General features: G+C 61.0%; 19 protein-coding genes. 16 read left to right on the plus strand and 3 right to left on the minus strand.

Translation table 11 applies throughout. The features are described 5' to 3' along the window. Positions 1 to 195: 195 nt before the first annotated feature. The 5 genes from GSQ93_RS04240 (at position 196) to GSQ93_RS04260 (ending at position 7,984) form a co-directional block, all read left to right on the plus strand. Positions 196 to 3,054: a 2-oxoglutarate dehydrogenase E1 component gene (locus tag GSQ93_RS04240; protein WP_158934367.1), complete on the plus strand. Its 2,859-nt coding sequence runs from the start codon at positions 196 to 198 to the stop codon at positions 3,052 to 3,054. Between the two features lie 225 nt (positions 3,055 to 3,279). Continuing rightward, a complete protein-coding gene (gene odhB, locus GSQ93_RS04245) occupies positions 3,280 to 4,581 on the plus strand; it encodes a 2-oxoglutarate dehydrogenase complex dihydrolipoyllysine-residue succinyltransferase (protein WP_158934368.1) in 1,302 nt (433 codons plus the stop codon). Positions 4,582 to 4,686: 105 nt separating this feature from the next. After that, positions 4,687 to 6,117, plus strand: a complete 1,431-nt coding sequence (gene lpdA, locus GSQ93_RS04250; RefSeq protein ID WP_158934369.1) for a dihydrolipoyl dehydrogenase — start codon at positions 4,687 to 4,689, stop codon at positions 6,115 to 6,117. Between the two features lie 116 nt (positions 6,118 to 6,233). Then, positions 6,234 to 7,331: a cell division protein ZapE gene (gene zapE / locus GSQ93_RS04255; protein ID WP_158934370.1), complete on the plus strand. Its 1,098-nt coding sequence runs from the start codon at positions 6,234 to 6,236 to the stop codon at positions 7,329 to 7,331. Between the two features lie 167 nt (positions 7,332 to 7,498). Beyond that, complete coding sequence (locus GSQ93_RS04260; protein WP_158934371.1) at positions 7,499 to 7,984, plus strand: transposase; 486 nt, start codon at positions 7,499 to 7,501, stop codon at positions 7,982 to 7,984. Between the two features lie 122 nt (positions 7,985 to 8,106). Here the strand turns inward: GSQ93_RS04260 and GSQ93_RS04265 are convergent, their stop codons facing one another. The 3 genes from GSQ93_RS04265 to GSQ93_RS04275 form a co-directional block, all read right to left on the minus strand. Then, complete coding sequence (locus GSQ93_RS04265; RefSeq protein WP_158934372.1) at positions 8,107 to 8,580, minus strand: DUF2147 domain-containing protein; 474 nt, start codon at positions 8,578 to 8,580, stop codon at positions 8,107 to 8,109. A 172-nt stretch (positions 8,581 to 8,752) separates the two neighbouring features. Continuing rightward, positions 8,753 to 10,456 (minus strand): ShlB/FhaC/HecB family hemolysin secretion/activation protein, encoded by a 1,704-nt coding sequence (locus GSQ93_RS04270; RefSeq protein ID WP_158934373.1) that lies wholly within the window; start codon positions 10,454 to 10,456, stop codon positions 8,753 to 8,755. 488 nt (positions 10,457 to 10,944) lie between these two features. Further along, the gene (locus GSQ93_RS04275; RefSeq protein ID WP_158934374.1) at positions 10,945 to 12,711 is read right to left on the minus strand and encodes a collagen-like triple helix repeat-containing protein; all 1,767 of its coding nucleotides are present in this window, start codon (positions 12,709 to 12,711) and stop codon (positions 10,945 to 10,947) included. 881 nt (positions 12,712 to 13,592) lie between these two features. Between GSQ93_RS04275 and GSQ93_RS04280 the strand changes: the two genes are divergently transcribed. The 11 genes from GSQ93_RS04280 (at position 13,593) to GSQ93_RS04330 (ending at position 24,073) form a co-directional block, all read left to right on the plus strand. Then, positions 13,593 to 13,754 (plus strand): Flp family type IVb pilin, encoded by a 162-nt coding sequence (locus GSQ93_RS04280; RefSeq protein WP_158934375.1) that lies wholly within the window; start codon positions 13,593 to 13,595, stop codon positions 13,752 to 13,754. Between the two features lie 231 nt (positions 13,755 to 13,985). Further along, complete coding sequence (locus tag GSQ93_RS04285) at positions 13,986 to 14,555, plus strand: prepilin peptidase (RefSeq protein ID WP_158934376.1); 570 nt, start codon at positions 13,986 to 13,988, stop codon at positions 14,553 to 14,555. 113 nt (positions 14,556 to 14,668) lie between these two features. Further along, positions 14,669 to 15,088 carry a TadE/TadG family type IV pilus assembly protein gene (locus GSQ93_RS04290; RefSeq protein ID WP_254073757.1) on the plus strand — a complete coding sequence of 140 codons (420 nt, stop codon included), beginning with the start codon at positions 14,669 to 14,671 and terminating at the stop codon, positions 15,086 to 15,088. A 33-nt stretch (positions 15,089 to 15,121) separates the two neighbouring features. Further along, the gene (cpaB, locus tag GSQ93_RS04295) at positions 15,122 to 16,087 is read left to right on the plus strand and encodes a Flp pilus assembly protein CpaB (RefSeq protein ID WP_158934378.1); all 966 of its coding nucleotides are present in this window, start codon (positions 15,122 to 15,124) and stop codon (positions 16,085 to 16,087) included. Between the two features lie 279 nt (positions 16,088 to 16,366). Then, positions 16,367 to 17,746: a type II and III secretion system protein family protein gene (locus GSQ93_RS04300; RefSeq protein WP_158934612.1), complete on the plus strand. Its 1,380-nt coding sequence runs from the start codon at positions 16,367 to 16,369 to the stop codon at positions 17,744 to 17,746. Between the two features lie 129 nt (positions 17,747 to 17,875). Next, positions 17,876 to 19,279, plus strand: coding sequence for a fimbrial protein (locus tag GSQ93_RS04305; RefSeq protein WP_158934379.1), 1,404 nt, complete (start codon positions 17,876 to 17,878; stop codon positions 19,277 to 19,279). Positions 19,280 to 19,282: 3 nt separating this feature from the next. Beyond that, positions 19,283 to 20,674 (plus strand): CpaF family protein, encoded by a 1,392-nt coding sequence (locus tag GSQ93_RS04310; protein WP_158934380.1) that lies wholly within the window; start codon positions 19,283 to 19,285, stop codon positions 20,672 to 20,674. Then, positions 20,667 to 21,671 carry a type II secretion system F family protein gene (locus GSQ93_RS04315; RefSeq protein ID WP_158934381.1) on the plus strand — a complete coding sequence of 335 codons (1,005 nt, stop codon included), beginning with the start codon at positions 20,667 to 20,669 and terminating at the stop codon, positions 21,669 to 21,671. The genes GSQ93_RS04310 and GSQ93_RS04315 overlap by 8 nt, the downstream gene beginning before the upstream one ends. A gap of 2 nt (positions 21,672 to 21,673) precedes the next feature. Next, the gene (locus GSQ93_RS04320) at positions 21,674 to 22,684 is read left to right on the plus strand and encodes a type II secretion system F family protein (protein ID WP_158934382.1); all 1,011 of its coding nucleotides are present in this window, start codon (positions 21,674 to 21,676) and stop codon (positions 22,682 to 22,684) included. 76 nt (positions 22,685 to 22,760) lie between these two features. After that, the gene (locus GSQ93_RS04325) at positions 22,761 to 23,633 is read left to right on the plus strand and encodes a pilus assembly protein (protein WP_158934613.1); all 873 of its coding nucleotides are present in this window, start codon (positions 22,761 to 22,763) and stop codon (positions 23,631 to 23,633) included. A gap of 47 nt (positions 23,634 to 23,680) precedes the next feature. Continuing rightward, on the plus strand, positions 23,681 to 24,073 hold the full coding sequence (locus GSQ93_RS04330) for a DUF3613 domain-containing protein (RefSeq protein WP_254073739.1): 393 nt from the start codon (positions 23,681 to 23,683) through the stop codon (positions 24,071 to 24,073).

Raw genomic sequence — 24,073 nt, forward strand, 5'->3', positions numbered from 1 at the left:
CGCTGGATAAGCATCCCGGGTGCGGCTATCGGCGCGTCGACGTATTGATCTGTGCTATGCTAGAGAAAGTATTGCCAGTTTTAGGTCCTTCCAAGCAGACTTGATTCGCGCAATCCGCTAAACGGTCAGGCCGTGTTGCGGAAGGTTGAGTAACCCGCTATTTCTCGAGAAACTCGAAGAAAGGTGAGCGTAAAAATGATGAAGAATTCCCAGCTGAACTCCTATTTGTTCGGCGGTAATGCCCCGTATGTTGAAGATCAGTACGAGGCATATCTCGATAATCCCGCGTCAGTGCCCGAGACCTGGCGTACCTATTTCGATGCGTTGCAGAACGTGCCTGCATCGGATGGGACAAATCACAACGACGTGGCCCACGGCCCGATCGTCGAATCGTTCGCGCAACGCGCGAAATCGAACGGCTTCGTGCCGCGCGAAAGCAGTGGTGATCTGGCGACCGCGCGCAAGCAGGTCTACGTCCAGTCGCTGATTGGCGCCTACCGTTTCCTCGGCTCCCAATGGGCCAACCTCGATCCGCTGAAGCGCCGCGAGCGCCCGGCCATTCCTGAGCTCGAACCCGCGTTCTACGACTTCACTGAAGCCGACATGGATCAGATGTTCCATGCACAGAACCTGTATTTCGGCTTCGAACAGGCATCGCTGCGCGAGATCGTGAAGGCATTGCGCGACACGTACTGCGGCACGATCGGCGCCGAGTTCATGTACATCAGCGATCCGGAACAGAAGCGCTGGTGGAAAGAGAAGCTCGAATCGATCCGTTCCACCCCGAATTTCTCCCCCGACAAGAAAAAGCACATTCTTCAGCGCCTGACGGCGTCCGAAGGGCTTGAGCGTTTTCTGCACACGAAGTACGTCGGCCAGAAGCGCTTCTCGCTGGAAGGCGGCGAAAGCTTCATCGCGTCGATGGACGAAGTCGTGCGTCACGCCGGTGCGGCTGGCGTGCAGGAAATCATTATCGGCATGGCTCACCGCGGACGTTTGAACGTTCTCGTGAACACGCTGGGCAAGATGCCGGCTGACCTGTTCGCCGAATTCGAAGGCAAGCATGTCGATGACCTGCCGGCCGGTGACGTGAAATACCACAAGGGTTTCTCGTCGGACGTTTCAACCGACGGCGGCCCGGTGCACTTGTCGCTGGCGTTCAACCCGTCGCACCTTGAAATCGTGAACCCGGTGGTCGAAGGGTCGGCGAAGGCGCGGATGGACCGTCGCGGTGACATCGACGGCCTGCAAGTGCTGCCGGTCCAGATCCACGGTGACGCGGCATTCGCCGGTCAGGGCGTGGTCATGGAAACGCTGAACCTCGCGCAAACGCGCGGTTACGGCACGCACGGCACGCTGCACATTGTCATCAATAACCAGATCGGCTTCACGACGTCCGACCCGCGCGACGCGCGTTCGACGCTGTATTGCTCGGACGTGGCGAAGATGATCGAAGCGCCGGTGCTGCACGTGAACGGCGACGATCCGGAAGCGGTCGTGCTGTGCACGCAGCTGGCTATCGATTACCGCATGCAGTTCCACAAGGACGTGGTTGTCGACATCATCTGTTTCCGGAAGCTCGGTCACAACGAGCAGGACACGCCGGCGGTGACGCAGCCGCTGATGTACAAGACGATTGCGAAGCATCCGGGTACCCGCGCGCTGTACGCTGAAAAGCTGGTGCAGCAGAGCGTGATCACGGCGGAAGACGCTGACGGTTATGTGAAGGCCTACCGCCAAGCCATGGACGACGGTCATCATACGGTCGATCCGGTGCTCTCGAACTACAAGAGCAAGTACGCGGTGGACTGGGTTCCGTTCCTGAACCGCAAGTGGACGGATGCTGCTGATACGGCCGTACCGCTGGCAGAACTGAAGCGCCTCGCGGACCGTATCACCACGGTTCCCGATAACTTCAAGGTACATCCGCTGGTCGAGCGCGTGATCAACGACCGTCGTGCAATGGGTCGTGGCGAATCGAAGCTCGACTGGGGCATGGGCGAGCATCTGGCTTACGCGTCGCTGGTGGCATCGGGTTACGCCGTGCGTCTGACGGGCCAGGACTCGGGCCGTGGTACGTTCACGCACCGTCACGCTGTTCTGCACGATCAAAACCGCGAGCGCTGGAACGACGGTACGTACATCCCGTTGCAGAACATCGCCGAGGGTCAGGCGAAGTTCACCGTGATCGACTCGGTGTTGTCGGAAGAAGCGGTACTCGGTTTCGAGTACGGTTATTCGACCGCAGAACCGAACACGCTGGTCGCGTGGGAAGCGCAATTCGGCGACTTCGTGAACGGCGCACAAGTGGTGATCGACCAGTTCATCTCGTCGGGCGAAGTGAAATGGGGCCGTGTGTCAGGTCTCACCATGCTGCTGCCGCACGGTTATGAAGGGCAAGGTCCGGAGCACTCGTCGGCACGTATCGAACGGTTCCTGCAGCTTTGCGCGGATCACAACATGCAAGTGGTCCAGCCGACCACGCCGGCGCAGATTTTCCATCTGTTGCGCCGTCAGATGATCCGCTTGTTCAGGAAGCCGCTGATTGTCGCTACGCCGAAGTCGCTGCTGCGCCACAAGGAAGCGGTGTCGGATCTGTCGGAACTGGCGAAGGGCTCGTTCCAGCCGATCATCGGCGAAGTGGATGGCACGATCGAGCCGAAGAAGGTCAAGCGCGTGATCGTGTGTTCAGGTCGCTTGTATTACGACCTGGTCGCGCATCGTCGCGAAGCGAAGGCGAACGACATTGCGATCATCCGGATCGAGCAGTTGTATCCGTTCGCCCACAAGCAGTTCGACGCGGAAATCAAGAAATACGAAAACGCGAACGAAGTGGTCTGGGCACAGGACGAGCCGCAGAACCAGGGCGCCTGGTTCTACGTCGAGCACCATCTGCGTGAAGGCATGCGTGAAGGACAGAAGCTGGCTTACAGCGGCCGTCCGGCATCGGCATCCCCGGCAGTCGGCTATTACGCGAAACACTACGAGCAGCTGAAGGCGCTGATCGAAGGCGCGTTTGGTCGGTTGAAGGGCGCGCAGACGATCTCGAAGTAAGCGGCTGTAACCGGGGAGTGCCGCTGTTGGCGGCTCCCCGGTTTTTCATGCGCTGTCCTGTGATTCAAGTTTCGATTTTGAACGTGGAATGCACAAGCAGCGCTGGCGACGGGTAAGACCTGTTGAACGCGCGCTGCATCTACACGCTCTGATCACCCAAGAATTGACGGCGTCAAACTCTCCAAGAATTGACGTTGTACCCAGATACATTCAGGAAAAAACATAATGTCTATCGTAGAAGTCAAGGTTCCCCAGCTGTCTGAGTCCGTGTCGGAAGGCACTTTGCTGACGTGGAAGAAAAAGCCGGGCGAAGCAATTGCCATCGACGAGATTCTCGTCGAAGTCGAAACGGATAAAGTCGTGCTGGAAGTGCCGGCACCGGCTGCAGGCGTGCTCGCACAAGTGATCAAGCATGACGGGGATATTGTCACGGCGGAAGAATTGATCGCGACGATCGATACGGAAGCGAAGGCGGGCGCAGCACCGGTTGCTGCCGCTGCAGGCGCTGCTGAAGTGCAGCCGGCACCGGCCGCGCAACCGCAACAGGAAGCTGCACCGGCAACGGTGAGCGCATCGGCTTCGAACACCTCGGCTTCGCCTTCGGCTGCGAAGATCCTGGCTGAGAAGAACGTTTCGAGCGACCAGGTATCGGGTTCGGGCCGCGATGGCCGTATCACGAAGGGCGATGCACTGGCCGCTACGCAAGGCGCGCCGGCTGTTTCCGCTGCCGTTTCGGCACCGGCTGCAAAGGCAGCGGCTCCGGCCAAGGCTGCTCGTCCGTCCCTGCCGGACGTGAAGGCGCCGGGTGCGGATCAATGGCTGAAGGATCGTCCGGAACAACGCGTGCCGATGTCCCGTCTGCGCGCACGTATCGCTGAGCGTCTGCTTGAGTCGCAGCAAACCAACGCCATCCTGACCACGTTCAACGAAGTGAACATGGCGCCGGTGATGGATCTGCGCAACAAGTACAAGGACAAGTTCGAGAAGGAACATGGCGTGAAGCTCGGCTTCATGTCGTTCTTCGTGAAGGCTGCCGTCCACGCACTGAAGAAGTACCCGCTGGTCAACGCGTCGATCGACGGTAACGACATTGTTTATCACGGGTACTTCGACATCGGTATTGCCGTTGGTTCGCCGCGTGGTCTCGTGGTGCCGATCGTTCGCAATGCGGATCAATTGAGCCTGGCTGACATCGAGAAGAAGATTGCTGAATACGGCGTTAAAGCGCGCGACGGCAAGCTGTCGATCGAGGAAATGACCGGTGGTACGTTCTCGATCTCGAACGGCGGTGTGTTCGGTTCCATGTTGTCCACGCCGATTATCAACCCGCCGCAGTCGGCTATTTTGGGCGTGCATGCAACGAAGGAACGCGCTGTGGTCGAGAACGGCCAGATCGTGATTCGTCCGATGAACTATCTGGCGCTGTCTTATGACCACCGGATCATCGACGGCCGCGAAGCCGTGTTGTCACTGGTCGCAATGAAGGATGCGCTTGAAGATCCGTCTCGCTTGCTGCTGGACATCTAAGTTGTTGCGTTGACCCTTTAAATCAGGCAGTAAAACCTTATTTGGGACTCATGGCGCGCTCGATAGGCTCGGGCGCGCCGTGTATCCAACAAGAGAAGGATAGTCATGTCCAAAGAATTTGATGTCGTCGTGATTGGTGCAGGCCCTGGCGGTTACATCGCGGCGATTCGTGCAGCGCAACTCGGTAAGTCGGTTGCGTGTATTGAAAGCTGGAAGAACCCGGCCGGTAATCTGAAGCTCGGCGGCACGTGTCTGAACGTGGGTTGTATTCCGTCGAAGGCCTTGCTGGCTTCATCGGAAGAATTTGAAAATGTTTTGCATCACCTCGGCGATCACGGCATCAACGTGGGCGACGTGAAGCTCGATCTCACGAAGATGCTTGCCCGCAAGGAAGGCATTGTCGAGAAGATGACGAAGGGCATTGAGTTCCTGTTCCGCAAGAACAAGATCACGTGGCTGAAGGGTCACGGCAAGTTCACCGGCAAGACGGACGCCGGCGTGCAGATCGAAGTGAGCGGCGAAGCGGAAACTGAAACCGTGACGGCGAAGAACGTGATCATTGCGACGGGATCGAAGGCGCGTCATCTGCCGGGCATTACGGTCGACAACAAAATTGTTGCCGACAACGAAGGCGCGCTGTCCTTCGACGCCGTGCCGAAGAAGCTGGCTGTGATCGGTGCTGGCGTGATCGGGCTGGAACTGGGTTCGGTGTGGCGTCGTTTGGGCGCGGACGTGACCGTGCTCGAAGCGTTGCCTGCATTCCTCGGCGCGTGCGATGACTCGCTCGCGAAAGAAGCCGCGAAGCAATTCAAGAAGCAAGGTCTCGATATTCACCTCGGCGTGAAGATCGGCGAAGTGAAGACGACGGATTCTAGCGTTTCGGTGGCGTACACGGACAAGGACGGCAACGCGCAGACGCTCGACGCTGACCGCTTGATCGTGTCGATCGGCCGCGTGCCGAATACTGACAACCTCGGTCTCGAAGCGATCGGCCTGAAGACGGACGAACGCGGTTTTGTTCCCGTCGATGACCACTGCGCGACCAGCGTGCCGAACGTGTACGCAATCGGCGACGTGGTGCGTGGCCCGATGCTCGCGCACAAGGCGGAAGACGAAGGCGTGCTGGTGGCCGAGATTATCGACGGTCAGAAGCCGCATATCGACTACAACTGCATTCCGTGGGTGATCTACACCGAACCGGAAATTGCGTGGGTCGGCAAGACGGAACAGCAGCTCAAGGCTGAAGGCCGCGAGATCAAGACCGGTCAGTTTCCAATGATGGCGAATGGCCGCGCGCTGGGTATCGGCAAGGCGGACGGTTTCGTGAAGATGATCGCCGATGCAAAGACCGACGAACTGCTCGGTTGCCACATCATCGCGGCGAACGCGTCGGACCTGATCGCTGAAGCGGTTGTGGCGATGGAGTTCAAGGCGGCATCGGAAGATATCGGCCGGATCTGCCATCCGCACCCGTCGTTGTCGGAAGTGATGCGCGAAGCCGCGCTCGCCGTCGACAAACGCGCGCTCAACATGTGAACGTAGCATTACGCGGCACAGTTTGAGCAGCAGGACGAAGGCGGGCGGGAGTTTTCCCGCTCGCCTTTGTTTTATCCACGGCATTCAGCTTCTTTGGCCTTGAACAACCTCGCACCATGAACGTCAACGAATACTACGAACACGAACTGCAGACGCGGGGTTATCAGTCGGACGCAGCGCAACTGGCGGCGGTCGAACGTTTGCAACGTTGCTACGACGAGTGGGTCGCGTACAAGGCGCGCCGCTCGAATGCGTTCAAGAAGCTGATCTCGCATCCGGAGTTGCCGCGTGGCGTCTACATGTGGGGCGGCGTGGGGCGCGGCAAGAGCTTCCTGATGGACAGCTTCTTCGCGGTCGTGCCGGTGCAGCGCAAGACACGTCTGCATTTTCACGAGTTCATGCGCGAGGTGCATCGCGAGCTGGAAGAGCTGAAGGGCACGTCCGATCCGCTCGATGAACTCGCGCGACGCGTGGCGAAGCGCTACCGGCTGATCTGCTTCGACGAGTTTCATATCTCGGATATTGCCGACGCCATGATTCTTTACCGGCTGCTCGACCGCTTGTTTGGCGCCGGCGTGCAGTTCGTGATGACGTCAAACTATGACCCGGACTTGTTGTATCCGGATGGTTTGCATCGCGACCGGCTGCTGCCCGCTATTGAGCTGATCAAGTCGAAGCTGGACGTGATCAATGTCGATGCCGGCACGGATTATCGAAAGCGTACTTTGTCGCAAGTGACCGCGTATCACACGCCGCTGGGCGCTGCCGCCGACAAAGCGCTGCGCGCCGATTTCGCCAAGCTTGCTGCGGTGCCGGACGAGAGCCCGATCCTGCGGATCGAGAAGCGTGAACTCAAGGCGCTGCGCAAAGCCGATGGCGTTGTCTGGTTCGACTTCGCCACGCTCTGTGGCGGCCCGCGTTCGCAGAACGATTACCTCGAACTGGCGAGCCGCTTCCACGCGGTGATTCTCACCGACGTACCGAAGATGTCGCCGCGCAATGCATCGGAGGCACGGCGTTTTACCTGGCTGATCGACGTGTTCTATGACCACAAGGTGAAGCTGCTGATGTCGGCGGAGGTGCCTGCCGAAGAGTTGTACGTGGAAGGGCCGATGGCCAACGAGTTTGCGCGTACGGTGTCGCGCATTACCGAGATGCAGTCGAAGGAATATCTGGAGTCGGAGCGTCGGCTGGTGGACACATCGCTGACTTGATGAAAGCGTTGGCTGAACGGCCGAGTTGACAATGCGAGACTCATAATTTCGTCGCGAGCTTACTGCTGTAAGGCTCTGGACCGTATTTCAAGATTCGGACATGTCTTATTCCGGGGTGTCGGGCGGATCGGTATCTTCTAATCACTTACTTGTGATTGGAGAGAACCATGAAGCCTTACCGCGATATGTCCGACGAAGAATGGCAAATGGTCGCGCCTTTGTTGCCAGAGTTGCGGCCCCGTTCCGAGTTGCGCGGACGGCCGCTCGCCAATACCCGTGCAGTGCTCAACGGCGTGCTCTGGGTGATGTACAGCGGTGCTTCATGGTCAACGTTGCCGCGCAAATATCCGTCGTATCAGACGTGTCACCGGCGCTTCAAGGCATGGCACGATTCCGGTGTGCTCGGGCGTGTGATGCAGCAGTTGTTCGGCGTGGCGAGTGAAGGTTTGTATTCGTTGATGACCTCGCGCATGCGCGTGCCAACGGAGTTGCCAGAGGGTTTGGGCGGCCATGCGCTTGCGGCGGATCCCACCCGGCTTGCCGAGATGCATGGCGACGCCCGGCCAGTGCTGATGCCGCTGGTTCCGCTCGTGCCGCTCACCCCTCTTGGACCTGTTGAGTACCCGCGAAGCGGTGTGCGTCGCGCGGCCTGATATACGGTGTGACATAGGACGTGATACGCGAGCGAAGATCGCTAGCGTATAAAAAACCCGTCTGGAGACTTTGCGTCTCCAGACGGGTTTTTTTGTGCGTCAGATATTCGGACGCGACGTTCCTACTGCTGTCGAATCCAGGTTTGCGAACGTCCAAGCAGCGACACGCCAATATATCCGCGCACTACGAGTTTCTGCCCGCCATCGTCCAGATGCATCTTGCATTTGTACAGCTTGCCGTTCTCGGGATCGAGGATCTGGCCGCCGTCCCATGTGTCGCCATCGGGCTTCATGCCGTTGATGATGGTCATGCCTTTCATCAACTGGTCCTTGCGTGAATCGGTGCAGGCCGTGCAACGGCGGTTCGGATCGTCATTGTTGCCGAGTCCTGTGAGGATCTTGCCGGTGAGTGTGCCGTCGCCATCCTGGACAATTTGCACCAGTGCCTTGGGCTGACCAGTCTTGTCGTCGATGGTTTGCCAAAGTCCCGTGGGCGATGCAGCCTGCGCCATGCTTGTTGCGGCCGAGGCGAGTAGTGCGCCGGCAAGCAGGATGCGTCCCACATGCCGATGCGCGAGTCGGGTAAGTCCCGTCATGCTTCCTCCTTGAGGTAAAACGTCTCTTGATATGTTGACCATGTTGTCATTATTGCCGGCCGCGCAGGAGCAGGCGCAGGAGCCGCGTGCCGGACAGAATACGACAAAGCATGGAGAGCGTTTTGTACAAACCCTCTAGTCGGCAGGGTGTTCGCTTGGGGTCCGTCCCGCGTCAATTGAATTGGTAGGAGAAGGTCGCGTTGACGCGCGGGCTTCGTGATCCGTTGCCTTCCTGCGGGGCATCGCCAACCGGTTTCGCCAGCGATAAATCCAGGCTGTAGTACTTGGCATCGGAGATTCGGAAGCCCACGCCTATCGACGCTAGGCGGCTCGGTTTTGAACCAACGGCGTGAAGATACGTGTGGGCGGTATCGACGGAAACGTAGGGTGTGAAGGTCTTCATGAACGCCAGTCCGATCGCAAACGGCCGGTTGATTTCGGCCGATGCAGCCCAGCCCGAATCGCCCGATACTTCTCCAGGCTGGTAACCGAGCGCGAAGCGCTGTCCACCAAATGCGATCTGCTCCGACGTCGGCAGAGAGTCCGCGCTGTACTGCCCGGTTGCTGCAATCGAGGTGCCGATCTTGAACGGCCATTCATTGGTCTGCGAAACCGTTGCGCCCGTGCGTACGAACGTCAATGACGCAGGATTGGTTGTGACAACCCCGGGAATGTTCGTGTCCGCCGACTTCGACGCCCCAAGCACATCGAACGCTTTCGCCACGTTCAGGCTCGCACGCCGGACCGTTCCCGTATCCACGCCGGTGTAGTCGAGTTGCAAAGTCGTCACCCGCACTTGCGAACGCTGGCCAAGTTGTGCGCCCGTGATGGTGTTCTTGTAGCGGTCCTCGTCGTGCGACGCGTAGGCACCCACCGTGCCGATCAGGCTGCGCGTGTTGCTCAAGACAAACGGATACGACGCGGACGAGCCGACTTTGTCGTTGATAACGGTGCGCTCGACGTAGGAGGGCAGGCCGGGGTTGTCGACAGGATGTCCATAGTAGTGCGATGCATCGGCCTTGACGGTGAAGCCATCGGTGCCTATGGGCAATGAGCCATTGACGTCGAAATAGGTTTGATCGTCGCGGCCCTTCGGTAGCAGCGCGGAAACACCCAGCGTCTCGCCTTGACCCAGGAGGCCATTTTCCGTCGCGGTGACAATGCCCTGCACGCCGGGATGATTCATGTCGATACCGGTCGCGATATTGAACGGCTTGCGCTCGACGTCCAGATCGAGCGTGGTCGCGCCGTCGGTGGTCTGCGGCGGCGCAACGGTCGCCGCAATCTTCACGCCGGGCGTGAGGCCGAGCACATTGACGTAACGTTCGAAGGTTTCTTGCCGTAACGGCCGGTCGGCGCGAATCCGGTCAGCGATCGCGCGAATGCGTTTTTCAGCGGTGCCGGGATCGCCCTTGATCTTGATATCGGCGACGTAACCCTCCACCACCGTGATGCGCACCACGCCGTTTTCGAAGGTCTGAGCGGGCACGAAGGCGAACGAGAGCGCGTAACCCCGTTCCTTGTAGAGCGCGGTCACGCCGTTAGCCGTCTCCATCAGTTCGCCGATGGTGACGTCCTTGCCTACAAGTGGAGTGAAGCGCTGCGCGACTTCATCGAAGGGGATGGTTTTTACGCCTTCCACCTGGATCTTTTGCGGTGTCAGATGACGCGCAAGCAATTCCTGGATGTGCGGCGTTTGCGGCTGGACATCGACGGTAACGGCCGGTGGCTTTTGCGGCGCGTTCACTTGCGGCAACGCGTCCAGCGGGTTGCCCGCCAGCGCGGGCCGCGCGACCTGTCCACTGGTCTGCGCCTGGGCGGCATGCGTGGCCACCGCCGCAAGCAGCAGCGTCCATTTCCATTCTTTGATATTCACGGTACGGCCCTCGTTGGCTTTTTTCGTGCGAACTGCGGAGGAGGCCGGATCGATATGACCCGAGGTCCTGCTGCGTTCGTCATCGTTTGATGCTGGGTGCTGCTACTACTGCCTACCTCTGTATTACGGCTCTTTGCGGCCATAACCTTTGGCTTTATTCGTACCTCTCTCAAACTATTCTCGTTTATCCCTGCGTGTCATGGCTATTTTTGTAGGTTGTCCTTGCGGTATTTGAAATATCCCGCCGGATGTAAAACCGGCGCCGAGAGCGGCGCCGGGGAAGACGAGGTGTTACCAGAGACTAAAAGGGATCAGTGAGGGGTTGGGTACCCGACCCTCCTCGTCGCGAGGACGTAACAAAAGAATGCTTCAAACCGTGACCCGAATCTGGGGCGGTCCGGGTCACGGACCCGGTAGCCTCGAGTTCTCGCTCCAGGCGAAAAGTCTCGAGGCCCAAGCGTTGCGGCAGCGGTTTATATCACTTCATATCACTTGTTATGCGCACCGAGCAGACCGCCCAGCAGCGAGGTCACGCCGCCCAGCGGGTTGCCCGGCGAGCTGCTGCTCGCGCCGCTGCCCGTGGTGCTCGAGAGGCCCACCCCAACGCCTACGCCAGTGGTGGTCGTCGTTGCACCGGTCGACGGCGATTTCGTCGTCGTGGTCCCCGCGCCTACACCTGCACCTACGCCTGCTCCTGTTACCGACGCGAGCAACCCGCCAATCGGGTTCGCTGCGCCCGTACCCGTGCCCGCGCCTGATGCAGCGCCTGTCAGGCCGCCCACAAGCCCGGTAACCGATGCCAGCGGATTCCCCGCCGATCCAGCTGCGCCGCCCGATGTCGCGTTGGTCAGCGCGCCCGTGAGACCGCCCACCACGCCAGCCACGGGCGTCACTGCGCCGGTCGCCACCGTGCCCACCGTGTTCGTCAAGCCGCCGAGCAAGCCTGCGGCCGGAGCGAGCGGGCCTGCGCCGGGTGTCGAGCCTGCGCCGCCAATGGTGCCCGTCAAGCCACCGACCAGACCCGTGATCGGAGCCAGGGGGCCGCCTGAGCCTCCCGCGCCGCCCGTGCCACCAATGCCACCTGTCAGGCCGGAGAGAATTCCGCTGATGGGTGATAACGGATTCGTGCCCGGCGTGCCGTTCACCAGGCCGCCGGCCGATGCGAGCGTGGTTCCTGTCGTGGACACTACGCTGCCGAGACCGGTTGCGAGCGGATTGTTGCCCGTTGATGCGACCGTGCTGCCCGTCGACTTCAATACGCCGCCGAGCGTGGCGAGCAGGTTATCGGCGGGCGCGCCCAGGCCGGTTGCAGAACCGACGGTTTGCGTCAGCGAGCCGGCCAACGCCGTGATCGGCGTGATAGCCGTGCTGACTTGCTGCGTGATCTGGCTGACTGCGCCCGTCGAAAGCGTCGTACCGAGCGCGCCGCCGGCTTGCGTGACCGCATTGCCGAGGGTATCAACCACGCCGCCCAACGGCGTCGTCACGGGTGCAAGCGGGGAGAGCGCACCGCTGCCGACGCTCGTCACGAGATTACCGGCACTGCTGACGGCAGCGCCCGCTTGTTGAACCACGTTGCCTGTGCTGGCGAGCGTCGTGCCTACGGGGTTAGCGCTCGAACCAATCTGGCCGAGCCCTTGCGAGACGCCGTTGCCCAGCGCATCGACTGCGTCGCCGAGATGCGAGACGACACCGCCTGCCGCCTGTGTCGTGGCGGGGCTGACGCCGGGAATGTTTGCATTGCCGACTATCGTGCCCACGCCCGTCACTGTATTGCCCACTGCCGATACAACGTTGCCCGCTCCACCGGCTACTGCTGCAACCGGGGTCGTGACTGACGTGCCGCCACCTGTGCCGCCACCTGTGCCGCCTCCAGTTCCGCCGCCGGTGCCTCCACCCGTGCCGCCACCCGTGCCTCCACCCCCTGCGACCGTCCCTCCGCCAGAACCTGTGCCGCCACCGCCGACGCTCACGCCACCACCCGCACCTGTGCCGGAGCCATCGGTGCCGCTGCCTGCTCCCGTTCCGGTGCCAACCGTGGTGCTGCCGCCGCCGCTGCCGTCACCGGCGCCTGTTCCGCTACCCGTGCCACCGCCGGTGCCGCCGACGGTCGGGATCGCTCCGGATCCTGAACTGCCTAATTGTTTGCTGGTCGAGCCTGAGCCGCCGCAGGCGCCAAGAGTCAGCATGGTCGCGATAGCAGCAGTGAGAAAGGTGACGCGCAATGCGCCGCTTTGGATTCGGATGGTCTTCATAACGCCCTCGGATGGAATATAGTTTTTAGAACTGCCATCGTCTTATTGCAGGACGCGTGCCATTTGTACGGAGGATGACAAACGGCGTGGTAGGCACAACGGGTTAACCAGACGGTATAAAGCCTGGCATGGCTTTTCCGGTGGTCTGAAGGTCTGGCGAAAATGGAGTAACGCCGCAATGAGGCATCACGTAACGTAACGTGTGGTTTAAGTCGTTACGCCCCAAGCCGTAACGCGCGTTACGTTCGGTACGTTCGTTGCGTCCGTTACGCATCCGGCCGTGCGCTCAACGCTTAAAACGCGAGTTGTCGTCCGCGATCACCGTGCGTGTCTCTTTCGGGCACTGCCAGGAATTCATTTAACGGTAGTGCGAACGATTGCAATATGAAGCCGTCATTGAGCCGTCATCTGAGCCGGCCGAATAATGCGTATGAACTAGAGGGTACACACTAGATAAAAATCCAAGGAAGGTAATAAGAGACGCTCCGTTAACTAGATAGTTAGCCGTCGCATCGTTTGGTTAATGCGACAAAAATTGACTGTTACCGGTAAGTGTTTGAGTACAAAGTGTTGTTGCGGCACAAACATTACCGATCAAGGGTAACAACCGATGAAATTATTGCGTGTTACCCGTTGATTTCGAGATAGCGTTCGGCTATAAATCGTTTCAGGGATGCATCATTTAACATCCTGACTGATGGAGGTACCATCGATTACACGTCTAGAACCTGAGAGAAGCGGCAAATGAAGTCGCGCGCAACGACGCGCATCCAGGCATGCGGAGCCACGGCCGCGGGGAAGAGAGAACCCGCTGGCGGCGACCCAGAAAAATGCCGGAATATTTGCCACATGGCCATTAAAAATATCCGAGGGAAAGCATCATGTCTAATTTCATCAAGAGCTTCGTCAAAGACGAACGCGGTGTGACTGCCATTGAATACGCCATCATTGCCGGACTTATCGCGGTTGCACTCGCGGCGTCGGTCGGTGGCGTTGTCACGAAACTGCAAGGCGTGTTCACATCTATTGTGACCGCGCTATAGCGGAACGGGGCTTCGCGCCACCGGGCATCCGGCGCACATTCTTGTCGCTAGCAATTAACTGACTATGCCGGCTTATTCGCCGGTATAGCGGAATGACCTCGTGTGTTTGCATTAATGCGAATCACACGTAGGGGATCTGCTGCGCGCGGGCGTGACACTGGATTTTTCTAATCGACTGCTTGAAAGGGCGGTCGACGGGATTAGTTTGCCTGGTCGAAGCGAGTTCATACCATGATTAACGCCGCGTTATTCATTAGCTGGGCACTCGCGGTCGTTCTATTCGATTGCCGGTTGCGCCGCATACCCAACTGGCTCGTTATTGCGGGACTGGGGATGGCCGGTGTGCTTGTTGCCAGCGGCCATTCGCCATTTCACATCGACCTGTCCGATGCCGCGCTCGGTCTCACAGTCGGCCTGCTTGCGCTCTTGCCGTTCTATCTGATTGGCCTGATGGGCGCCGCCGACATCAAGGTCTTCGCTACGCTCGGTGCATGGTGCGGCTTTCACGCGTTACCCGCGCTGTGGATTGTGGCCAGTATTGCCGCTGGCATTCATGCGCTGTATTTGCTTGCGTCAGCGGTGATCGAAGGGAGACGCGCGAGCGCTGCAAGTTCGTTGGAGTCCTCAGCAAATTCGATTGCTTACCTGAACGGTCCTCACGACGTCACCGGGACCCGAGCCGAGCGACCGTCCCGGTACACCTTTATTGTCGGAGGCCGCCGCGCGACACCGTATGCCGCGTTGCTCGCCGTGTCCGCAATCGGATGCCTGACGCTGCACGTCTTCGAGGCCGCCCGATGACCCGAGTCAACTCCGCGCGACCTGTCTCGCCCGACGCCCGCCGGCGCGCTCACTCACATTCCCTCGCCCATACCAATGCACGCACCGCTCGGCGCCGGGCGCAACGGGGCAGCATGGCGGTGGAATTCGCCATTGTTTTTCCGCTGTTCTTCCTCGTGTTCTACGCGATCGTCACCTACAGCATGGTCTTCGTTGCGCAGCAATCGCTCACGATGGCTGCGTCCGAGGGCGCACGGGCAGCGCTGCGCTACCAGCCAGGCGCAACGAGCACAGCCGGCGCACTCGCGCTGCGCGCGAGTGCGGCCTGCGCGACGGCGACGGGGCTCGTCAACTGGCTCGCGGGCAGCGCTCCGTGCACCGCAACGTATGCGGGGTGCAGCTTCGACGCCACGATGCAATGCGTGAGCGTCGCCCTCAACTACAACTACGCAACCCGGCCGCTGGTGCCTCCATTGCCTTTGATCGGGCTGCCGGTGCCAACGAGTCTCACTGCAAGTGCGATGGTGCAACTGAACCCGGAGAACCTGTTTTAAGCGTTATTCACGTTTGGAACAACATAGACGATCATGGCTAACATTACCCGCATCCTTGCTGTTTCCCTGATCGCACTCGCCGTGCTGCTTGGCATTTTCGCGTGGTCGCTTTCGCGTCGCCCTCCAGTGCAAATACCGCAAATCGTGCAGGGTCAGGCAAGTTTTACGGTGGTCGTGGCAACGCGCGACCTGCCTGCCGGCAAACCGATCGACGCTAATGCCCTGACCATGCGGATGGTGCCCTCGCGTGGAGTCGGCGAGTTCGCCGATGCCACCGGGCTCGTCGGGCGCGTGCCGCTCGTCGCGATTACTGCCAATACGCCGCTCTCCGAGGCTAACCTCACCACTGGACTCGCCGATGCCATCGCGCCTGGTGAGCGGGCCATCGCAGTGCGGGTCGACGAGGGGAATGCGGTGGGCAACCGGGTGCGGCCCGGCAATTTCGTCGATGTGTTTTTCATGCTCAAACGCGATATGTCCGCCGGCCCCGGCACGGATGCGGAAGTAGGCGCGACGCAGGCGCGGCTGTTGTTATCGAGGGTCCGTGTGCTCAGTTTCGGCGATGCGACCCTTCCCGGGACATCCGACGCAACGGACACCGCGGCCAACGCGGCCAACGCCCCGCGCAGTGCGGGTGCGCGTACGGCGGTGCTGGCCGTGCGCACCGCGGATATCGACGCACTCACGCTCGCGGAGGGCGCGGGCCGCCTGGTGCTGGCGCTGCGCAATCCCGCCGATACAGACACAGCCGAGCCGCTTGCCATGGCGCCCCTTCTTGCATCGATAAGGACATCGAATGATGGCACGTCGCGCGCGGCTGCGGGTTTGTCGCTGGAGGCACTGGCGGGTGCTCATGCCGAGCGCTCGGCGCGCACGCCAGTCATGCCTCCGTTACCTGCCATGCCCTCCCTGCCTGCGGCGCGTGCGCCGCGTGTCCAGGCCGTGTCGAACGATCTTGAATTGATTCGGGGTGCTCATAGGGAAAAGGTGACGTACTGAAAATGATGGCCGTGCCGTAAACAAATATAGAAGGGTAAGTAGAAGGACGAGTAACAGCAGCCAGCATCAAAGGAAAGGTCGGGGCCATGCCGCCGTATGGCGACAACGCAGTATGTAGTCAGACTATAAAAGATCATGAGAGCCAAGGTGTCTTATCGAGGACGAAGCGTCTCTGGCGCCCGGCGGATAGCGCTTGCCGTGCTGGTATGCGCGTGCGCGTCCGGTCCGCTCGCCAGTGCAAAGACCGCCAAGCCTGCTGCAAACGCGACTGCATCGCCGATGTCGCGGGTCATTGATATTGTCGTGGGTGGCCAGAAGCAGATCGCGATGGGGCACGCGTTGCAGCGGGTAGCTGTTGGCGATCCTTCCGTCGCCGATGTGCTTTGGCTCAAGAGCAATGGCAGCGCGAATGGCGGTTTGCTGCTGGTAGGAAAAAGCGCGGGGCGCACCGAGATGATGATCTGGGAGCGCGGTCAGAGCGCGCCGCAGACCTACACGATCAACGTCACCACACTAGCCGCCCGTGAGTTGCTCGGCAGCGATACGCCCGAGGTGAACGTGCTCGGCCACACGGCGGTGGTCACTGGGTCGGCCACGAGCATGGAGTCACATCAGCGCGCATTGGCTGTAGCGAGAGAGTCGGTTGCGAAGACCGCAGGTTCGTCCGATACAGCGTCAACATCGGCGGGCAAGGATTCGGGAGGGCAAAGCGGAAGCTCCCCGGATTCATCCGCAGCCGGGGGCGGCAAGGGGGGCGACGCGAATGACGGCTCCGTTCTCGACGCATCGACGATAGCAACCAGTCCCGTTGTCCAGGTCGATGTGAAGGTGGTCGAGTTCAGCAAGTCCGTGCTGAAGGAGGCGGGCTTCAATCTCTTCAAGCAGAACAACGCGTTTGCGTTCGGCACCTTCGCGCCGTCATCGCTGACGTCTTTTACGGGTGGCGCGACTACAAATTTACAGATCGCAAGTGCGTCGCCTATCAGCAGCGCCTTCAACCTGATCGTGAACCTGGGTTCTCGCGGCATCTTCGCGAACCTCAGTCTGCTTGAATCAAACAACCTCGCACGTGTGCTGGCCGAACCGACCCTCGTCGCATTGTCGGGACAGAGCGCGAGTTTCCTCGCCGGCGGCGAGATTCCGGTACCCGTGCCGCAATCACTCGGCACGATCAGCATTGTCTACAAGCCCTACGGTATCGGACTGACGGTGACCCCGACCGTGCTCGGCGTGAACCGAATTGCGCTGAAGGTTGCACCGGAAGCGAGCCAGCTCGACTTCCAGCACGCGTTGACCATCAACGGCATTTCGGTGCCGGCGATCACGACGCGGCGCGCGGATACGACGGTCGAACTCGGTGATGGCGAAAGTTTCGTGATTGGCGGTTTGATCGATCGCGAGACGTCGTCGAACGTCGACAAGGTGCCCATGCTCGGTGATTTACCGGTCATCGGCGCGTTCTTCAAGACCCTGCAGTACTCGCAAAACGATCGCGAGCTGGTGATCATCGTGACGCCGCATCTGGTCTCGCCGATTGCGAAGGGGGCGGTGCTTCCAGCCACGCCTGGCGAGCAATCCGAGCGCCGCGACGGACCTGTGTGGCGCTCGTTCATCGGTGGTTTCGCATCGCGCGAAGCGGTGCCCGGATTTTCGAAATGATGAGCGTCCGGTCTGACAAGGAGGACGGCGGGCAGGGGGTGAAAACGCGTGCAAGTCCGCCCGGAACGATGGGTGCAGCGAGGTGTGCTGGCAGTGTTGCCCGCGCCGATGTGGCAGGAGAAAGCGGCGATGAACGCAAGAGTTCTATCTTTGACTGACGTGGAAGTGCGCTCTCCGGGCGCTCGGTTCCTGTGCGTCTGCTCTGACGCGGGGCGCCGGGCCTGGCTCGCGCGCGCGCTGGGTACGTTGGGTGCGCTCGAGTACGTGCCTTTCGACGCTCTTGCGTTGCTGCCGAAGATCTCGACGCTCGGCGCCACGATGGTGTTCATCGACTTCGCGCGCGCACCGCTTGAAGCGCCTGAAGCCAGCATCGCAAGCGCGACGGCTATGGCAACCGCGGTACACGATGCCTTCCCGGGCCTTGCCATCGTTGCGTTAGGGTCGCTGCAGCAGTCGGCCAGCGCGATTGCGGCGTTGCGCGCGGGCGTGCGCGATTTTATCGATGTTGAAGGGGAGCCTGACGAAGCACTTCGGATAGCGAAGCAATTGATTGAGCAGGCCAGCCAGTCCGCGAAGACGGAGCACATAGCCAACCGTCAAGGCCACATTACGGTGCTGCTGGGTGCGCGTGTCGGCATGGGTGTGAGCACGCTGGCTGCGAACCTCGCGGTCAGATTGCAGAAGCGTGGCACGGCGGCATTAAAGACCTCCGCGCTGCTCGACCTGGGCATCCCTGCCGCAGACAGTTCAGTGCTGCTCGACACACAAAGCGAATTCAATTTCGTCGATGCCGTGCGCAACCTGCGCCGCTTCGACCAGACCTTCGTTCATACAGCCTTCGGACGCCACGCCAGCGGTCTGGCGGTGACCACATTGCCACCGGATCTCACGGCGATGCGCGAGGTGTCGTACGCGTCGGCGGTGAATCTGGTGAATCGGCTGCGGACTTTCTTCGATCACCAGATCATCGATCTCGGTGGTTTTACCAACCTCGAGTTCGTCGCGCAGATGGTGCGCGCCGCGGATAATGTGTGGCTGGTCTGCGATCCGAACGTGGCGTCCGTCGTGTCCGCCATGGAATTGCTGCAAGGCGTGCGTGTCCACGATGCCGATGCGCGCTTGTCCAAGGACCGCGAACCCGCCGATGCGCCGCAGAAGCTGCATCTGATCGTGAACAAGTTCGACCCGACGCTGCAATTTGGCGCCGAGCAAATTGCAGAGCGGCTTGGGCTACCGTTGCTCGCGGTACTGCCTGCACGGGCACAGGCGCTTGGACGCGCGGTGAACCAGGGGCGCCTGCTGGCGGATATCGCTGAACGCGATGCTTATGTGCGGGCGCTGGACCCGCTGGTTGCGCGGCTCGGCGGTCAAAGAATCGCGGCGGCCGACAGCATCACGGCCACATCCAGCCCGTTGCCAGACGGTATGGACTCCGATGCACTGAACCAGAAGACGGCGGATTTCGCCGACGCGCCGGGCGGCTCAAAACAATTCCTCAAACGGCTCTTTCCCACTTTCACCAAGCGGTCATAGACGATGGAAAAAGACATTGAGTTCGCCGACGACGCCACTTCGTTCGCGCATACGCAGCAATTCCAGGACATCAAGAACGCGGCGCATGAGCATCTGCTTACGCGGATTGAAGAACTGGGCGCCGAGTTCGGACGCTGGTCGCGCCAGGCGATCCAGCAGTTCGTCGACCTGGAGATCGACGGCTTCGTCCGGATGCGGCGCATTCCGCTGAACGAAAGCGAAGTGCGGCTGATCGCGGAGGCGCTGACGAAGGAGCTGGCGGGCTTTGGACCGATCGAGGATCTGCTCGCGGATCCTGCCGTGGAAGACATCCTCATCAACGGCTTCGACGACGTCTACGTCTCACGCCACGGAATCCTTGTGAAGATCCCGGTGCGCTTCGCAGACAACGCGCATTTGCTGCGGATCGTGCGGCGGATTCTTGCTCCGATCGGACGGCGACTGGATGAATCCAATCCCATGGTCGATGCCCGCCTGCCGGACGGCGGCCGGGTGAACGTGGTGATCGAACCGTTGTCTCTCGATGGACCAGTCGTATCGATACGAAAGTTCCGGCGTGACCCGCTGCGCCCCGACGACCTGCTCGCAAACGGTACCTTCGATCAGGAGATCTGCCGGTTGCTCGACGCAGCGGTCGCGGCACGCTGCAATGTGCTCGTGTCGGGCGGGACGAGTTCGGGCAAGACCTCGCTGCTCAACGCGCTCGCGTTTTTCATTCCGAAGCAAGAGCGCGTGGTGACGATTGAGGACACAGCCGAACTCTCGCTCAATCATCCCCACGTGGTGCGGCTGGAAAGCCGTCCGGGCGGCTTTGACGGCGCGGGCGTGGTGTCCATTCGCGACCTCTTGCGTAATACGCTGCGGATGCGGCCAGACAGGATCATCGTGGGCGAGGTGCGCGGCGGCGAGGTGCTTGAAATGCTGCAGGCCATGAACACCGGCCACGATGGTTCCATGGGCACCGTCCACGCGAGCTCGGCGCGAGAGTGTCTTTACCGGCTCGAAATGCTCGCGGGTTTTGCCGGCTTCCAGGGCACGGAGTCGAGCTTGCGGCGGCAGATTGCGAATGCCATCGACTTCATCGTACAGATCGGGCGGTTGTCCAATGGGCGGCGGCGGATTTTGTCGGTGACGGAAGTGACTGGGCTCTCGGACAACATTGTCGCGACGCAGGAGTTGTACCGGTACGAGCCGATCATGGACGGCGGCGAGGAGCAGGACAACTGGGTCTCGCTCGGCATTCATCCCAGCTCGCCGAAGCTTGCCAAGTACCGCCAGTCGCTCGGCAACGACAGGGGCGCGGACAGCTTCAACGACGGTTTCGGACGAGGTGGCGGTGGTAACGGTGGTGGCGGTGGTGGTTTCGGCCGCTCAGGAGGAGGCTTCAATGTCTAGCGGTATCGGTCTCGTCCTGGTCGTGGCGCTGCTGTGCGCGGCCGGCGGGCTGCTGCTGTGGCAGCGCGCGCAGGACAATCGCGATCGCGCGCTGACCGACCGTTTTGTTGACCGGCGCGTCGCGTCGGTACAGCCGGCTTCACCGGGCATGGCGACGCCCCGGAACAGTCAGCGCCCGCGTTCTGCCGCGCCTGCTTCTTTGCCGCCGAATGCCATGCAGCGCGGCATTCCCGAGAATATGCGCCATCTGCAGGCGCGCGTGGTTTATGGCTTCGGCAATCTGCTGAACCGGGCGGGCATCACCAGTGCGCGCACCTTTTTGTTGAGCACCGGCGCGGTGATCCTGCCAGGAGCGTGCTGGATCGGCGTGCGTACGCATTGGCTGGTTGCGCCGGGTGTCGTCGTCTTCGGGGCGCTCTGCGCGTTTGCATTTCTCTCATGGCGTGCACAAAAACGCTATCAACGTATTTCGCGCCAGTTGCCCGTATTCCTCGATGGCATCGTGCGGCTCATCACTCTTGGCAACAGCGTGCCGGCCGCGTTCCAGGCCGCACTGACGACCACCGATGCGCCGTTGCGTGACTGCCTCGACCGGGTTTCACGGATGTTGCGCTCGGGCGTCGAAATAGACGTGGCGCTGAAGCACGTGGCCGCGGCATATCGCGTGCGCGAACTGGAACTGGTCGGCTCGGTGCTCCGCATCTCGGTGAAATACGGTGGGCGCTCCGACGTGATGCTCGACCGCATGGCGGTGCTGATGCGTGATCTCGAACAGGCCGAGCGCGAATTGATTGCGCTGTCCACCGAGACGCGTTTGTCCGCCTGGGTGCTCGGCTTATTGCCGGCGCTGGTGGGCGGCTTCGTGATGATCTCAAACCCGTCGTACTTCCATGCGATGTGGTCCGATTCATTTGGCCAGCGCCTTGTGTACGTCGCGTTCGGGCTGCAAGTGCTTGGCGCATTTCTGCTTTACCGGATGGCGCGCCTGAAGGATTGATGATGACCGCTCACACCGTGTTCGCTCTTGCCTTGCTCGTCGCCGCGCTAGGCTGTGCTTTGTTGGGCGCGCTCGCGTTCACTGGCCTCGCGCGCATGCAGCGAGGCGCGCGCACGCTCGACCACGCGCTTGACCAGCGCGCGGCCCGCTCGGCAGCCCGCGCGGCTGCCGGTGGCAAGGAGACGCGTCAGACAACGGACGCGAAGGATGCGGGGGACGCAGGCCGGGAGCGGCTCAAAGGTGGCCGCCTGTCGCGCCTGGCCGGGGCGCTCAACCGTGTGGCGGTGAGTTGGCTGGACACGCCGTTCGGCGCCATTGTGGTTGCGGCTGAAGACCGGCGATTGCTGGATCGATGCGGTTTCCTCGATGCCAACGCGCGCGCGCGTTTCTTTGCAGCGCGGATTGGCTGCGCCGCGCTGCTGCTACTGCTTGCGCTGGCCTGGTTCAACGGGGAGCCCCGCCTCGCCATGTGGCTGCTCGCTGGGCTCGGTCTCGGGTTCATGTTGCCGAAGTGGTTCGTGCGGCGCCGCGCGAAAGCGCGCCAACGCGCCGTAGCAAGCGAGTTACCGATGTTTGTCGACTTGCTGCGTTTGCTGCAGGGAGTTGGCCTGTCTCTCGATCAGAGTCTGCAGGTGATGATCAACGACTTCGCGACCGTGCTGCCGGTGCTCTCGCAGGAACTCGCTCTGGCTCATCGGCAGTTCACCACCGGACGTACGCGCGAGCAGTCGCTGAGCCGGCTTGCGACGAGCTACGAAAACGATGACCTGAATGCCGTGATGCGGCTGGTGGTTCAGGTCGACAAACACGGTGGTGCGGTACAGGAACCGCTGCGCAATTTCGGCGACCGGTTGCGCGAGGCACGTCGCGCAACGTTGCGTGAACGGATCGGCGCATTGACCGTGAAGATGACCGGCGTGATGGTGACGACCCTGCTGCCCGCGCTGTTGATCATGACAGCGGGTCCGGGCTTTATCGCCGTGTTCAATTCGCTGTCCACGATGCATAAATAGATGTTGAAGATACGTTGAAGAGAGTGACACCATGAAATCGATCGCAATCGAGAACCGCTTGCCCACTGTTGTTCTGATGCTTGCCTGTACCGTTTTCGCTGGCCTGGGAGGCTGCGCGTCGAAGATGGAAAGTGGCTATGGGGTCGGCATCCAGGCGGAGCGCGAAGCCGCGCTTCAGCAATCGCAGCAGAAGCAGGACGCGCCCGATACACCTGGCATGTATCTCGCGCTGATCGACCGGATGCAATCGCAGGGTTTGTTTTATGCGTCGCTTGCGCATATTGACGCGTACGAGAAGCAGTATGGCTCGACGCCCGACACCATTCTGCTTCGCGCCGACGCCTTGCGCCAGACCGGGCAGGCCCAGGGCAGCGCCGACGCATACACAAAACTGCTGAACACGCCGCTAGCGGCGCGGGGATATCGCGGTCTCGGTTTGTTGGCTGGTGCAACGGGAGAATTTGCTAAGGCATCCGAACAATTTGATGCTGCTACGCGGCTGCAACCAACCGACGCTCTCACGCTATCGGATCTGGGTTACGCGCGCTTGCGTCTGGGCGATGTAGCGGGCGCTCGCGTACCGTTGATGAAAGCCGCGGAGTTGGCACAGGACAACCCGAAGATCCTGAGCAACGTCGCGTTATTCCTGTTAGCCGAGGGACAGCCCGCCGCGGCGCAAGGGCTGATCGCGCAGCAGAAATTTTCCCCTGAAGTGCAGCAGGCGATTCGCGCGGACGCGCAGCGTGTTGCGGCGGCCGCTGCGCAGGCGTCGCAAGCGCAGGTGGCGAAGGTTGCCGCGGCGACGACCGAGCGCGCACGCGTTCCCACTCCCGCCGTCCGCGCACCGGAGACGGTCGATTCTCTGCTCAACGCGCAATTGCCGCTGACCCAGACGTTCAATCCATCCGTCGCGATGTCGGGCCAACAACCGCAACTGGTCGCACGGTGAGGGAAAGAACCATGAATGAATATCGGACGAAGCGAAGGTCGTGCAGGATGACCGTGTTGACTATGGGATGGGTCGCCATGTTGTGCTCGATGGTGATCGCAACCAGCGCGACGGCGCAGACGCAGACACCTTTGACGTCGCAGGAACCCTCGGCGACCACGCAGATTCAGCAGCAGGCACAGGCATCGGCACAGCCTACGGCTCCGCTGAAAACTGTCACTGTGCCCCGTCATGTCACGCTGATCGGCGATGCCACGCTATCGATACTCGCGTTACAACGAAACGGCCAGATGGCGGCGCCGGCGCAGCCGATGCTGGGTGCCGAAGCGAGCGCCGCGTATGCGCGTTATCTGAAGTCCTTCGACCACCCGATCCCGGAGCATCTGGATTCGTCGGTGGGGACAGTCGGTGGCGCGGCAGGCGGTGGAGCGTCTAACTGA

The sequence above is a fragment of the Burkholderia sp. S171 genome (genome assembly GCF_009766085.1).
In the GTDB taxonomy this organism is placed as follows: domain Bacteria; phylum Pseudomonadota; class Gammaproteobacteria; order Burkholderiales; family Burkholderiaceae; genus Caballeronia.